Source organism: Polaromonas sp. OV174, assembly GCF_900112285.1.
Lineage (GTDB): Bacteria > Pseudomonadota > Gammaproteobacteria > Burkholderiales > Burkholderiaceae_C > Polaromonas.
On sequence record NZ_FOKZ01000005.1, the window covers coordinates 198,910 to 212,627 of the forward strand.

The window sequence follows — 13,718 nt, forward strand, 5'->3', positions numbered from 1 at the left end:
CCGCTAAAGTCACTTCATACGAACACCCAATCTGGAGACAAGATGAACGCACGCGAAAACGCCGCCCTGAACTTTGAACATGGCGCCGCCTGGGACAACCCCATGGGCACCGACGGCTTTGAATTCATCGAATACGCCGCGCCCGACCCTCAGGCCATGGGCGCCGTGTTTGAGCGCATGGGCTTCAAGCCGATTGCCAGGCACCGCCACAAGAATGTGACGCTGTACCGCCAGGGCGGCATCAACTTCATCATCAACGCCGAGCCCGACTCCTTCGCCCAGCGCTTTGCGCGCCAGCACGGCCCCAGCGTCTGCGCCATTGCCTTCAGGGTGAACGATGCCAAGGCCGCTTACGAGCGCGCCATTTCCCTGGGTGCCTGGGGTTATGCCCACACGGCGGGCCCGGGTGAGCTGAACATTCCGGCCATCAAGGGCATTGGCGACTCCATCATCTATTTCATAGACCAGTGGCGCGGCAAAAACGGCGCTCAGCCCGGCGACATCGGCAACATCGGCTTTTACGACGTGGACTTCAAGCCCCTGCCCGGCATTGATGCTGACGCCCTCAACCCGGTCGGCCATGGCCTGACCTATATCGACCACCTGACCCACAACGTGCACCGCGGCCGCATGGACGAGTGGGCCGGCTTTTACGAACGCCTGTTCAACTTCCGCGAGATCCGCTACTTCGACATCGAAGGCCAGGTGACGGGCGTGAAAAGCAAGGCCATGACCAGCCCCTGCGGCAAGATCCGCATCCCTATCAACGAGGAAGGCAACGAGAAGGCCGGCCAGATTCAGGAGTACCTGGACAAATACCAGGGCGAGGGCATACAGCACATTGCCATGGGCAGCAACGACTTGCTGGCCACGGTGGACGCGTTGCGAGCCAGTGGCGTCAAGCTGCTGGACACCATAGACACCTATTACGAGCTGATCGACAAGCGCATTCCCGGTCACGGCGAAAACGTGGCCGAGCTGAAGCGGCGCAAGGTGCTGGTGGACGGCAAACAGGGCGCGCTGCTGCTGCAGATCTTCAGCGAAAACCAGCTCGGCCCCATCTTCTTTGAATTCATACAGCGCAAGGGCGACGACGGCTTTGGCGAGGGCAACTTCAAGGCGCTGTTTGAAAGCATAGAGCTGGACCAGATGCGCCGCGGTGTACTCGCCGCCAAAGGGGCTGGCGGCCCAGCGCTTGAACCCCTGGAAAGCCAGTAAATGGCCGTCAAGCCAGTGATCTATGGTGAGTCGCAGCGCCCGCCGCGCGGCGACTACAGCCGCGCGCGCGAGGACTACACCTGCGTGCAAAACCACGCGGCTTACAGCGCGGCCGATCACGACATCTACCGCCGCCTTTACGAGCGGCAAGCCGCGCTGCTGCCCGGCCTGGCCTGCCAGGCCTTTATCGACGCCCTGCCCAAGCTGGGCGCCAGCACGGCGATTCCGCGTTTTGAAGACATCAATGAGCGGCTCATCAAAACCACCGGCTGGCAGTTGGTGGGCGTGCCCGGGCTGATCCCCGAAGTGCCCTTTTTTACCCTGCTGGCGAATCGCAAGTTTCCGGTGACGGACTGGATACGCACGCCGGCCGAGTTCGACTACATCGTCGAACCCGACATTTTTCATGACCTGTTTGGCCATGTGCCGCTGCTGTTTGACGCCCGCTACGCCGACCACATCCAGGCTTATGGCCAAGGCGCGCTGAAGGCGCATGCGCTGGAGCACGGGCCGCAGCCGCTTCGCGGCGCGGTAGAAATGCTCTCGCGCCTGTACTGGTACACGATTGAATTCGGCCTGCTGCAGGAAAACGGCCAGCCCCGGGCCTATGGGGCGGGCATTTTGAGCAGCCCGGGCGAGCTGGTCTACAGCGTGCAGTCAGCCCAGCCCCAGCGCACAGCGCTGCGCAGCACCGCCGACCTGCTGCGCTGCATGGCGGCCCACTACAAGATAGACAGCTACCAGCAGCAGTATTTTGTGATCGACAGTTTTGAGGCGCTGCTGGCGCTCACCACGCCCGACTTCACGCCGCTCTACCAGTCGCTGGCCGACGACGCTGACCGCAGCGCCGCCGCTCAGTCCTAACCCGGCTGCTCGGCCCAGTCGATCAAGGCCTGGCGGGTCTTGTCGCTCAGTTCGGCGACGCTGGCCACTTGCGCGGCCGCATCGGCCGGCCATTGGCCTTGCAGGCACGACTGCTCCAGGGCGCCACAGGCATCGCTCAGGGCCTGCGCGCCGACGTTGGAGGCCGCGCCCTTGAGCGCATGCGCGGCACGAGACAGCGCCGCGCTGTCAGACGCCTCCAGGGCGGCGCGAATGTCATCCATGCGGTTGGGCGCATCGCTGGCAAACAGGGCAATCACCTCGCGCGTCATGCTGCGTTCCTCGTCGTCGAACTCCTTGAACTGCTCCAGCCGGCTCCAGTCCATCAGCACCTGCACGGGATTCAAGCCATTTTCGGCTGTTCCCGGTGCAGGGGCTGCGTCGCCAGCTATTATTTTAATAGCGCCCTCAAACGCAGGATTCCTGGCGTAGCGGGCCAGCGCCTCTGACAGCTCATCAATGCGCAAGGGCTTGGGCAAAAAGCCCACCATGCCGGCAGCGCTGCAGCGCTGGCGGTCTTCTTCGAGCACAGAGGCCGTCAGCGCGATGATGGGAGGCGCTGCCGTGCCATAGGTTTTGATGATGTGACGCGAGGCCTCAAAACCATCCATGACGGGCATGTTGGCATCCATCAGGATGGCGGCGTACTGGCGCGGTGTTTCACCGGTGCCGCTGCGCAGTGAGGCGGCGACACGGTCCACCGCCTCGCGGCCATTGATGGCGGTGGCGGCCTCGTAGCCCAGCTTGGCCAGCATGGCCAGCGCGACTTTCAGATTCACCGCGTTGTCATCGGCCACCAGGATGAACTGGTTGCGCAGCGCCGGGCGCTCGGCTTTCGCGACGTTTTCAACCGCCACAGCCACCGAGGTGACGCGGGCAATGGCCTCGAACAGCTGCGACTGGCGATAGGGCTTGAGCAGCCTGGCATCGAACACCCTGGCCTGCTCACCGGTCGGCATGGTGCCCGAGGTCAGCAGCACGATGGGCGTGTCCGGACTGCGCTCACGCAAGATCTGGGCAAAGGTCTGTCCGTCCATCTCGGGCATGTGCATGTCGCTCACCACCACCGCCACCGGATGGCTTTTGAGCCACTCCAGCGCATCGGCGGCGCGTTCAAACAGCGTAGGCAGCATGCCCCAGCGTCTGAGCTGCTTGTCCAGAATGCGCAAGTTGACCGGCGTGTCATCCACCACGGCGGCCTGCTTGCCGGCCAGACTGACCATTTGCAGCGAGGACAGCAGCGACACCTCGGGCACATCGGCGTGACCCAGCCTGGCGGTGAACCAGAAAGTCGAGCCTTCGCCGGGCACCGACTCCAGCCCCACCGTACCGCCCATCAGCGCCGCCAGGCGCTTGCAGATCGCCAGGCCGAGACCTGTGCCACCGTATTTGCGCGTGGTGCTGGCATCGACCTGCGCGAAGGACTGGAACAGGGCCGACTGCCGGTCTTCGGGAATGCCTATGCCGCTGTCCTTGACGCGAAACTCGATCAGGCCGCCCTGCTCCGGCGTGAATTCTTCCAGCACCCGGGCCGACACCAGGACCTGGCCGTGCTCGGTGAACTTGACCGCATTGTTGACAAAGTTGAGCAGCACCTGGCGCAGCCGGGTCACGTCACCGCGCACCCAGGCGGGCAACTCGTCATCGATATCGACCAACAGCTCCAGTCCCTTCTCGCGCGCCCTAGGGGCGCCAATGTCGCAAGCCTCCTCGATCGCGGCGAGCAGATTGAGCGGTTCGTTTTCAAGGTCCAGCTTGCCCGACTCGATCTTGGAAAAATCCAGAATGTCGTTGATCACGCCCAGCAACTGGTCGCTGGAGATGCGCATGGTGTGCACATAGTCGCGCTGCTCCAGATCCAGCGCGGTGTCGGCCAGCAAGGTGGTCATGCCGACCACGCCGTTCAGCGGGGTGCGGATTTCATGGCTCATGGTGGCCAAAAACGCCGCCTTGGCCCGGGCCGCGCCCAGCGCTTCCTCGCGGGACGCTTCCAGTTCGGCGGTGCGGCTGGCAACGCGAGCCTCCAGCGTTTCATTGGCTTCGCGCAAGGCAATCGTCTGCGCATCTATTGCGGCGCGGTTGCGCTGCAGCTCTTGCGCGCTGTCGTGCAGGGCTTGCGAGAGCTGACGCACCTCGGTGATGCGGGTGTTGTTCAGCACAGCGGGTACCTCGGCCCGCGCCAGTTGGGTGGCGGCGATGCTCAGGCGCCTGATGCGCCGGCTCAGACGGTAGGCCAGGCCTATTGCCAGCAGGGCACCCAGTACCAGGGTCAGCGCCGTTACCGCCAGCGTCTGTTTCAGGGCGGCTTGGGAAGTCGCCGTGAAGTCGCTCTCGGGGGCGGCCACCACCAGACTCCAGCGCAAACCCAGGTTTTCGCCAAAGGGTTTGAGCGTCACCATCAAGGCATCGTCACCCATGGGGACGCGGCGTAAAAAGGACACGCGCTGCACGCTGGACTCCAGGGTTTTACCCAAGCTGGGAGCGATCTCCTCGTAGGCGCTGCGCACGATGGCATTGCGGCTTTGCAGCGGCCGGCGGCGCTCCAGTTGCCCCTTGACCTCGGCTACCAGCGGGTCGCTGGTCGAGCTGGCCACCACAAAGCCTTGTTCGTCGAGCAAAAATGCCGCGCCGCGCGGGCTGATGCGCATGCCTTGCAGCATCTCGCTCAGGCGTTTGAGCTGCAGGTCAACGGCAAACACGCCCAGGGCGCCGCCGTCCAGGTCGTACACCGGTTGCGCCAGCGTGATGCGCAGTTGCTTGTCGGACAGTGACGGAGACACCGGGGTGAAGGCGCGGCCCTTGTACAGCATCGCAGCCTGGTACCAGGCGCGGTTGCGCGGCTCGTAGTTTTCCGTCTCCGTGTCCAGACGCTGACTGCGGTCGGTGGGATGGCCGGCCGCAAAATAGCGCCGCCCCGCCTCCCCCTGCTGGCGCACGCTCACATGGCTCTGGCCGCTGGCATCCTGGGTGAGTGTTTCCACCCCCAGGAATTCGCCCCGGTAAGTGCCCAGATACATGCGCGGCACAGACGGCGTCATGCGTGTCATGGCAAAGGCGGTTTGCTCGAACAGTTCGGGCTGCCGAATCAGCCGGCGTGCCCGCGCCACCGCGGACGCGCTGGGCAACTCGTGGATCAGGCCGTTGAACACCACATGGGCCTGCGACAAATGCTCTTCGGCACCGGTTTTAACCCGTTGCGCCACATCCTCGACAATTTTCTCGGACAGCGTATGCACGCTTTGCAGGTTGCTGCGGTAGAGCAACCAGCCGACGGTGGCGGCGGGCACGATGGACAGCAGCAGCAAGCTGGTGACCAACACCACGCGCAGCGACCAGGTGCGACCCTGCATGGACTGGGCCGCCTTGGCGATGGCGGGCGCGTTCATGCAAACCCCACAATTTCTACACTGTCCATGGGCTTGCTGCGCCCCGGCACCTGGATCAGCGCGCGTTGGCCGGTACGCACGGCCCCGGTCACCAGGCGCGCCGCCTGCACACTGGCGGCAATCGTCCAGTTCAGTGTCGGCTCGCCCTTGAACAATTTAAGCGCCGCCGCCACGGTGTCGCCCACCGGCGTGGCCTGGCCGGTGCTGCCTATAAGGCCATTGAGGCTGGCAAAGGCCACAGGGCCGCTGTGCAAGGCCACGCCCAGCGAGAACTTGGGCAGGCCGAGCGCGCCGAAACGCTGGCGCACATAGGCGTCAATGCGCTTGGTGGCATCGGCCAGGCCCAGCGCCGCGCGCGCCGCGCGCAAGCCATGGTTGACGGATTCGGTATCGGCCGCATCGACAAACACGCACAGCATGCCGTCGCCGACAAACTGCATGTGGTGGGCGCCAAACAGGTAGACGGTATCGCCGACGCTGCTGTAAAGCAGCTGCACGATATCGCTGAGTTCGGCGCTGCTCAGCGCCTGGGTCCACAAGCCATAGTCGCGAATGTCGGCAAACAGCACCGTCGCGCTATCGAATTTTTCCTGATCCTGCACCACGCTGCTATCGGGCCACTGCTCGCTCAGCGCCTTGACCATGCGGCTTTCATAAAGCGCGCTGATCTTCTGGCGCTGCTCATCCAGTGCCACCTGTACCGCCTGGTCCACCACCTGCGCGCGCATGGCATCGGCCCTCACCCGTTTGTTCAGCTGCGCGCTGACGGCCTCGCGCAGCTCCTGCGGGGCAAAGGGTTTGGTCAGGTAGTCATCCGCGCCCGTGGTCATGCCCTGGCGCATATAGCTGCGATCCTGCAGCGAAGTCAGCAGGATCACGGCCGTGGCGGCCAGGGCGCTATCCGCGCGAATCCGGTCCAGCACTTCAAAGCCGTCCAGCAGCGGCATCTGCACGTCGCTGACCACCAGATCCGGCTTGAACTCCTGAATCAGCGCCAGCCCCTTGGCGCCATCTTCGGCGGCCATCACCTGGTGGCCTTCTTTTTTGAGTACCTGGCTGACCAGCATGCGGGTGCCGGCGTCATCATCAATCACCACGATCAAAGGCATAAAAACTCTCACGATTTCTGAAATATTGATGGCGGCCGACAAACGCCGCGCGACGGCAATTACGGCCGGGCTGTATTGTCGTCTAGCAAGGCCAGCGTGGCATCCATGACTTGCGGCAAAAAAGCCAGCTGCACATGTCCTGCGCCGCGCAGCAGGCGGTTGTCGGCCCCCGGCAAAGTGGCCGTGGAAACGGGAAACACGATGTTGTCGCTGTTGGAATACCAGCAGCTGAACAGCGCGTGGCGATGCGCGGGCATGCCCCGATCAAGCTCGGCCAGCCAGTCGGACTGCCGCCGCATCTGCAGGCTGTTGTGGCTCAGGCCAAAGCGCGCCAGCCAGGTGCCGCGGTGCGGCGAGCCCAGGGTCACCACATGGTGCACCCGCGCCTCGGCCTTCATGTGCTTGAGCCAGGCTCTAACGGCCAGCCCGCCCATGCTGTGGCACACCAGCAGCGGCGCCATGCCGCTGGCCTGCGTGACGCGCTGCACCGCCGCGTCGATTTGCGGCGCGTAGTCGTCAATCGAGCCAAACGGCGGCTCCAGGCTCAGTGCCACGAAGGCGTGCTTGCCGCCCTGCAGGCGTTTCAGCCAGGGCGTCCAGAACCCCCGATTGCAGAAAAACCCATGCACAAAGACCACGCCACGCTGACCCTGCAGCGGGGCTGGCGGCGCCAGTTGGTCGGCGATCGCCTGGGCGCGAAACGGCTGGCGCCAGCAAAACACCTGCGGCGCCGTCCAGCTCTCGCCCAGCCAGGCGCGCAGCAGTTCTTTGGCGCTGACCCGGGGCGCCGATTCTTTTCGGCTAAGGTGGCGTGAGGCCAGGAACTCAATGGCCAGAAAACCGCTATGGCCCAGCGCAATCAGCAAACAGCCTCCCAGGGCCAGCCAGGGGGCGCTGCTGCGAAAGTAAAGCAGCCAGCCGCCAGCGGCCACGATGAGCAACAGGGTGATGAGTTTTTGCAGATGCGACAACATGGCCGGAGTATGCCGCCTGCTTAGAGCCTGTTCACGATCTATACGGGGTCGCGTATAGATCGTGAACAGGCTCTCATCACGCCAGGCTGACCTCCCGACCCGTCAGTCTTTTCGCCAGCGCTTGCGCCAGGCGGTTGACGGCGCCATAAATCGAGAGCTGCGGATTGGCGCCTATGCTGGTCGGGAACAGCGAGCCGTCATGAATCGAGAGATTCTCCAGCTGCCAATGCACGCCATCGGGGCGGCTCACGCCCTGGCGCTCGCTGCCGGCCAGGCCACAGCCGCCCATCACATGCGCGCTGACGATCCTGGTCAGGTGCGGCTTCATGGGCAGCGCCGCCACCGCCGCGCGCGCCTGCGCCCACGAGCTGTAGGGCTGGGCCATCTCGTGCAGCGGCATAACCTGCTTGGCGCCGGCGGCAAACTGGATTTCCATCATGGACAGCAGCGCGCTGCGGCAGCCCTCCAGCACATAGTCGGTCAAGGGGTAGTCCAGCACGGCGGAGTCGTCGGCGCGCAGCCTGACCTGGCCGCCTTGGGACTCATCGTGAAAGCCGTCGCGCAATAGCGCCAGCAGCGTGTGGTTGTGCGCAAAAGAGCTGAGCAGCTCGTGCTGGCTCTGACCCAGGCCGGGCACGGTGGAGGCAAAAATCACCGGGTGCAGCGGCGGCGTTTCCAGCTTGTAGCCCATGGGGCCGTCCAGTGCCCGGGTTTGCAGGAAGTGATCTGAGTAAATGCTTTGTGGTGCGCCGCTCCAGGCCTCCACCTTTTGCGCGAACACACTGGATGACATCACCACCGGGTGCAAAAAGGTTCGGGCGCCCAGCCGGCCATGCGGATCCGGCGCGCCCGAGCGCAGCAGCAGCGCCGGGGAGTTGATGGCGCCGCCCGCCAGAACATAATGCTTTGCTATTATTTTAATAGCTCGTTGCACTTGTCCTGATTGGGCCAGAGCCCCATTTGGTTCTATATTTCGACATATCAGCGCAGTCACCTTGCCGTTGGCCAGCTCAAAGCGTTCGGCCCGTGTTTCGGTCAGGAGCTGGGCGCCCAGCTCCAGCGCCGCGGGAATCGTGGTGATCAGCATGGACTGCTTGGCGTTGGTCGGGCAGCCCAGGCCGCAGGAGCCCAGGTTCCAGCAAGCCTTGACGTTGCGCGCCATGACGCCCACGGGAATCCCCAGCTTCTGGGCGCCGCGGCGCAGCAAGTCATTGTTCTCATTAGGCGCGAGCTGCCAGGGCGCGATGTTCAGGCGCTGCTCGGCCTGCGCGAAAAAAGGCGCGAGAGCGGCCTCGGTGTAGGCGCTCAGGCCAAAGTTGTCCTGCCAGAACTGGAGCGTGCTGGCCGGCGTGCGAAACGAGCTGGTCCAGTTGACCGTGGTGGAGCCGCCCACGCAGCGGCCCTGCAAGATAGTGATGGCCTTGTCCTGGGTCTTGCGCGCGGCGCTTTCCTGGTAGAGCGAAGGGTAGGCCTCGGACTCTTTCTGATTGAAGTCGCTGCTGCTTTTCAGCGGTCCTTCTTCCACCATCACCACTTGCAGCCCGGCCTTGGCCAGCAGTTCGGCGGTAATGCCGGCCCCCGCGCCGCTGCCTATGATGGCCACGTCGCAGCTGATTTTTTCCGGCGCCTGGCCCAGGGCGCCGCCCCAGACTTTCCAGCCGCGCCGCAAGCCGTCCCGGATCGGATCCTTCAACTGGCTCATAGCTGGAGCGGGCCGGGATAGCCCAGCAAGGGCCAGCTTGCCGGATCGGAAAAATAAGCGCCGGTGCTGATGTCATGCAAGGCAGCATAGGCCTGCTGGCGCAAGGCCAGGGTCGACAGGCGCATGCCCTGCAGCGCTTGCTGGATCTCGGCGATTGATGCCTTGGGCCAGGGCTTATCGAGGCCGGCCAGCGCGTGGCGGCCCGGCGTGCTGGCCAGCAGGGACAGCAATTGCGACAACTCAGCTTGCGCATGCGACGGCAGCGCCCGCACCAAGACATCAATCCGGCTGAGCAGCCCATTGATCGCCGTCTGGCGTGGCCCGTCCTGCGCCGGCAGGCTTTGCGCCAGCACCGCCTGGCCGACGGCCGCAAACACTTCACGGCCGACCGGCGTCAAGGCGCCGGCCCGCCAGCCCGGCTGCAGCCATGCCGCCGGGCCGCCGGCAAGCAGCAGCACGGCCGCCGATGCAGCGCCTAGCGCGAGCAGGGTTCTTCTTTGCATCTTTGCAGTTTCGCATGGGTCCCGGTATTTCGATAGGGCGCCATACCTAGATAAACTCCGGGTTTGTATGGACCCCTCCACCAACAAAATTCACCTCGCGCTCCAGGCCGTTTCGCAGCTGCGCCAGCAATGGGCCAACGATCCGGCGCTGGCGCAGGCCAGCCTGGAGGTCAAACGTTTTCAGGCCCGCCGCTTTCAGGCCAGCTACGCCGACCTGTTGCACAGCCCGCGCTACAAAACCGCTACCGCCTTCTTCCTGCATGAGCTGTACAGCGACCAGGACTACGCCGAGCGCGACCAGCAGTTCGCACGTATTGCCAACACCATCGCCAAGCTTTTTCCGCAAGCCGTCGTCAGCACGGCGGCGGCACTGGCCGAGGTGCATGCGCTGACGGAGCAACTTGACGATCTGCTGGCACGGCAGTGGCTGGCCGACAAGTCCGCATCAACGCGAAGCAGCGAATGCGCCCGCTACATCCGCTGCTGGCGCCGCGTCGGAGATCTGGCGGCGCGACGGCGGCAACTCGAGGTGGTGCTGCAGCTGGGCCATGAACTGGACCGCCTGACGCGCACCCGGGGCTTGCGTACCCTGCTCAAGCTGATGCGTCGACCGGCCGCAGCTGCCGGCCTGGACACGCTGCAGCATTTCCTGGAAGCCGGCTTTGACGCCTTCGCCGAGATGCGCGGCGCGGACGAGTTCCTGAGCTTGATCAAGCAGCGCGAATCGGAATGGATTCGCGCGCTGTTTGACGACGAGGCCGTCGCCTGCGAGACCCGAATAAAGCATTTGCTCGCGGCCAACGCGCCGCATTAGGACAAGCCCGCTATCGCTTGGCCAGCCAGACTCTCACAATGAGCCACAAGGAGTTTGTATGAACAAGCCTTGGCTCAAGAGTTACCCGGATGGCGTGGCACACGAGATAGACCCGGAACAATTCCGCTCGCTCAATCAGCTGCTCGAAGACTCCTTCAAGAAAAACGCGAGCAAACCGTTCTCGGTCTGCATGGACCGCTGGATGTCCTACGGACAGCTGGACGACTTGTCGGCGGCCCTGGCTGCCTGGCTGCAATGCCTGGGCCTGGCACCCGACGCGCGGGTCGCCATCATGCTGCCCAACGTGCCACAGTTCGCCGTCACCATGGCGGCGATTTTGCGTGCCGGCTATACCTGCGTGAACATCAATCCGCTCTATACCGCGCGCGAACTGGAGCACCAGCTCAAGGACTCGGGGGCGACCACCATGGTGATCCTGGAGAACTTCGCGGCCACGCTGGCCGAAGTGATAGAGCGCACGCCGGTTCAGCATGTGGTGATGGCCTCCATGGGGGATTTGCTCGGCTTTGCCTATGGCCGCTGGATCACCTTCGCCGTCAGGCATCTGGTCAAACTGGTGCCCGCCTACCAGTTGCCCTTGAGCCAGGGCCGCACCGTCACTTCGTTCAAGCACGCCATTGCGCAGGGCCGCCGCCTTGGCCTCAAGCCAGCGTCCAGCACGCTGGACTCCATCGCTTTTCTGCAATACACGGGCGGCACCACGGGACTGTCCAAAGGCGCCGTGCTCACGCACCGAAATATCGTCGCCGCCATTTTGCAAGCCGAGGCCTGGTTCACCCCTGCGCTCAAGCGGGTCGGCGATGTCAGCAAGACCAACAATATCGCGGCCTTGCCGCTGTATCACATCTTCGCGCTGACGCTCTGCCTGCTGGTCATACGCTGGGGCGCCCATCTGACGCTGGTGCCCAACCCACGCGACGTCGGCAAGTTCATCGAGGTGCTGAAGAAACGGCCTTTTCACATGTTGCCTGCGGTCAACACCCTGTTCAACACCTTGCTGCAGCATCCGCAGTTCAAAGGCATTGACTTCTCCAGTCTGTGCGTCTCGCAAGCCGGCGGCATGGCGGCCTCAGAGGGCACCGCCAGGCACTGGCTGCAGGTCACCGGCTGCCCCATGATTGAAGGCTGGGGCATGAGCGAAACCTGCGCCATAGGCACCAACAACCCGGTGACCAATAAGGAGTTCACGGGCAGCATAGGCTTGCCGCTCCCCGGCATTGAAGTCGCCATCAAGGATGACGATGGTCAGTCCCTGGCGCTAGACCAGGCCGGTGAGATCTGTATCAAGGGCCCGCAGGTGATGACGGGCTATTACCGCCAGCCAGCGGAAACCGAGAAAGCCTTTACCCACGACGGCTTCATGCGAACCGGTGACATCGGCCTGATGGATGAGCGCGGCTACACAAAAATCATTGACCGCAAAAAGGACATGATCATTGTGTCGGGCTTCAATGTCTTTCCCAATGAGCTCGAAAACGTCATTTCCCTGTGCCCCGGCGTGGTTGAATGTGCTGCTATCGGCATTGCCGACGAGAAGCAAGGTGAAGCCATCAAGGTCTTTGTGGTGAAAAGTGATCCGACACTGACCGAAGATGAGCTCCATAGCTATTGCAAGCAACATTTCACGGGCTACAAACGCCCCAAACATATTGAGTTTCGCGATGATCTACCCAAAACCAATGTCGGAAAAATCCTCAGGCGCGAACTGCGCCAGCCTGGCTAAAGACATGCTCGCCATGGCTTGCCGATGAACACGCTTGACCTACCCCCAGGGCTGCAGGTTCTTGAACGCGGCTGGCTATCTTCGAACAATATTTTGTTCACCGGCGGCGAGAAAAGCCTGCTGATTGACAGCGGCTACTGTACCCACGCCGAACAGACGGTGTCATTACTGGAGCTGGCTCTGGGTGATCGCCCCTTGGACCTTCTCCTCAACACCCATCTGCACAGTGACCACTGCGGCGGCAATGCGGCCCTGCAAGCCCAATACCCGGATCTGCAGACATGGGTACCCCCCGGCCATGCGCAACAGGTCGAGCAATGGGATGCTGTGGCACTGACTTATGTGCCTACCGGACAGCTGTGTCCTCGATTCAAATTCGATCAAATCCTCAAGCCGGGCACGCAGATGCGATTCGGTACTTGCGATTGGCAAATCCATGCCGCCGCCGGTCACGATCCTCATTCCGTGGTTTTCTTCGAACCGGCCAGCAAAACACTCATTTCAGCGGATGCCTTGTGGGAGAACGGCTTTGGCGTGGTGTTTCCGGAGCTTGAAGGAGATCATGCTTTTGCCGAGGTCGCAGCGACCCTGGACATGATTGAGGGCCTGGCGCCGAAAGTTGTGATTCCCGGTCATGGTCGAATCTTTGCTTACAGCCCAGCGGTTTTGACGATTGCGCGCCAGCGTCTGGATGCCTTTGTCAATCATCCACTCAAGCATGCACGCCATGCCGTGAAGGTACTGCTCAAGTTCAAATTACTCGAAGTACAAAGGCAGTCATGGGACGGGTTTACCCAATGGGCGATGGCCACGCCGTACTTGATGCAAATCAGGGCGCGGTTTTTCGCGGATGCGCCGCTGCGCCCCTGGATAGAGCAACTCTGCGCCGAGCTGGTGGCCGCCGGCGTCGCCAAGCGGGAAGGGCGCGACCTTCTGAATGCCTGAGCCGCCCAGAGTCCGATCGAGCGGCCTAGCGCCCGGGGATCGTTATTTGAAAATGCCAGCCACAAAAAAGCCCGCATGGCAGGCCTGCGGGCGGTTCTGAAGGGACTCAAGCCAAAGTGAATCGGCCAAAGAAAAAGCCCAGTCAATCACTTGATCAACTGGGCGTTTCTTGCTGTAAGAGCCTGACGATGTCCTACTTTCACACGGGAATCCGCACTATCATCGGCGCTAAGTCGTTTCACTGTCCTGTTCGGGATGGGAAGGAGTGGTACCAACTTGCTATGGTCATCAGGCATAACTTTTTGACGGGTTGTCGCTAGGACAACCTATCGAATTCATAGAGCAAATCAGCTTTAATTTAGATTATTGCACAGCCCGAACTTAAGTTCTGGGCGGCGTCTTTTGAATGCGTCAACTTGGCATAACAACCCTGAGCAATCC

At 62.8% G+C, this 13,718-nt stretch carries 10 protein-coding genes and 1 rRNA gene; 5 read left to right on the forward strand and 6 right to left on the reverse strand.

What is annotated here, in order from left to right; all coding sequences use genetic code 11:
• Positions 1–42: 42 nt before the first annotated feature.
• Both hppD and phhA read left to right on the forward strand, forming a co-directional pair.
• Positions 43–1,218: a 4-hydroxyphenylpyruvate dioxygenase gene (gene hppD / locus BM160_RS06960; protein ID WP_092002577.1), complete on the forward strand. Its 1,176-nt coding sequence runs from the start codon at positions 43–45 to the stop codon at positions 1,216–1,218.
• A complete protein-coding gene (gene phhA, locus BM160_RS06965; protein WP_092002580.1) occupies positions 1,219–2,082 on the forward strand; it encodes a phenylalanine 4-monooxygenase in 864 nt (287 codons plus the stop codon). It abuts the gene before it with no gap.
• Here the strand turns inward: phhA and BM160_RS06970 are convergent.
• From BM160_RS06970 to BM160_RS06990, 5 genes are all read right to left on the reverse strand, one after another.
• Positions 2,079–5,486, reverse strand: coding sequence for a response regulator (locus BM160_RS06970; RefSeq protein WP_092002583.1), 3,408 nt, complete (start codon positions 5,484–5,486; stop codon positions 2,079–2,081). The two genes, phhA and BM160_RS06970, sit on opposite strands and share 4 nt — an antisense overlap.
• Positions 5,483–6,595, reverse strand: coding sequence for a response regulator (locus BM160_RS06975; RefSeq protein WP_092002586.1), 1,113 nt, complete (start codon positions 6,593–6,595; stop codon positions 5,483–5,485). The genes BM160_RS06970 and BM160_RS06975 overlap by 4 nt, the downstream gene beginning before the upstream one ends.
• A gap of 59 nt (positions 6,596–6,654) precedes the next feature.
• Positions 6,655–7,569 (reverse strand): esterase/lipase family protein, encoded by a 915-nt coding sequence (locus tag BM160_RS06980; protein WP_092002588.1) that lies wholly within the window; start codon positions 7,567–7,569, stop codon positions 6,655–6,657.
• A 76-nt stretch (positions 7,570–7,645) separates the two neighbouring features.
• A complete protein-coding gene (locus tag BM160_RS06985) occupies positions 7,646–9,271 on the reverse strand; it encodes a GMC family oxidoreductase (RefSeq protein ID WP_092002591.1) in 1,626 nt (541 codons plus the stop codon).
• Complete coding sequence (locus BM160_RS06990) at positions 9,268–9,774, reverse strand: hypothetical protein (protein WP_092002594.1); 507 nt, start codon at positions 9,772–9,774, stop codon at positions 9,268–9,270. Before BM160_RS06990 ends, BM160_RS06985 begins: the two co-directional genes overlap by 4 nt.
• A gap of 67 nt (positions 9,775–9,841) precedes the next feature.
• On the opposite strand from BM160_RS06990, the gene BM160_RS06995 reads away from it, so the two are divergent.
• From BM160_RS06995 to BM160_RS07005, 3 genes are read left to right on the forward strand one after another with little or no spacing between them, the layout of a single operon-like run.
• The gene (locus tag BM160_RS06995) at positions 9,842–10,588 is read left to right on the forward strand and encodes a DUF8198 family protein (protein ID WP_092002597.1); all 747 of its coding nucleotides are present in this window, start codon (positions 9,842–9,844) and stop codon (positions 10,586–10,588) included.
• 58 nt (positions 10,589–10,646) lie between these two features.
• A complete protein-coding gene (locus BM160_RS07000) occupies positions 10,647–12,332 on the forward strand; it encodes an AMP-binding protein (protein WP_092002600.1) in 1,686 nt (561 codons plus the stop codon).
• A gap of 24 nt (positions 12,333–12,356) precedes the next feature.
• On the forward strand, positions 12,357–13,277 hold the full coding sequence (locus BM160_RS07005; RefSeq protein ID WP_092002603.1) for an MBL fold metallo-hydrolase: 921 nt from the start codon (positions 12,357–12,359) through the stop codon (positions 13,275–13,277).
• 180 nt (positions 13,278–13,457) lie between these two features.
• On the opposite strand, the gene rrf is transcribed toward BM160_RS07005, so the two are convergent.
• Positions 13,458–13,570: ribosomal RNA gene (gene rrf / locus BM160_RS07010) — 5S ribosomal RNA — on the reverse strand.
• Positions 13,571–13,718 lie beyond the last annotated feature (148 nt).

What these genes read in the sequence shown, in the direction of transcription:
- BM160_RS06995 (WP_092002597.1), top strand. Translation starts at nt 9,842, where the DNA reads ATGGACCCCTCCACCAACAAAATTCACCTCGCGCTCCAGGCCGTTTCG.
- BM160_RS06985 (WP_092002591.1), bottom strand. Translation starts at nt 9,271, where the DNA reads ATGAGCCAGTTGAAGGATCCGATCCGGGACGGCTTGCGGCGCGGCTGG.
- BM160_RS06975 (WP_092002586.1), bottom strand. Translation starts at nt 6,595, where the DNA reads ATGCCTTTGATCGTGGTGATTGATGATGACGCCGGCACCCGCATGCTG.
- phhA (WP_092002580.1), top strand. Translation starts at nt 1,219, where the DNA reads ATGGCCGTCAAGCCAGTGATCTATGGTGAGTCGCAGCGCCCGCCGCGC.
- hppD (WP_092002577.1), top strand. Translation starts at nt 43, where the DNA reads ATGAACGCACGCGAAAACGCCGCCCTGAACTTTGAACATGGCGCCGCC.
- BM160_RS06980 (WP_092002588.1), bottom strand. Translation starts at nt 7,569, where the DNA reads ATGTTGTCGCATCTGCAAAAACTCATCACCCTGTTGCTCATCGTGGCC.
- BM160_RS06990 (WP_092002594.1), bottom strand. Translation starts at nt 9,774, where the DNA reads ATGCAAAGAAGAACCCTGCTCGCGCTAGGCGCTGCATCGGCGGCCGTG.
- BM160_RS07000 (WP_092002600.1), top strand. Translation starts at nt 10,647, where the DNA reads ATGAACAAGCCTTGGCTCAAGAGTTACCCGGATGGCGTGGCACACGAG.
- BM160_RS07005 (WP_092002603.1), top strand. Translation starts at nt 12,357, where the DNA reads ATGAACACGCTTGACCTACCCCCAGGGCTGCAGGTTCTTGAACGCGGC.
- BM160_RS06970 (WP_092002583.1), bottom strand. Translation starts at nt 5,486, where the DNA reads ATGAACGCGCCCGCCATCGCCAAGGCGGCCCAGTCCATGCAGGGTCGC.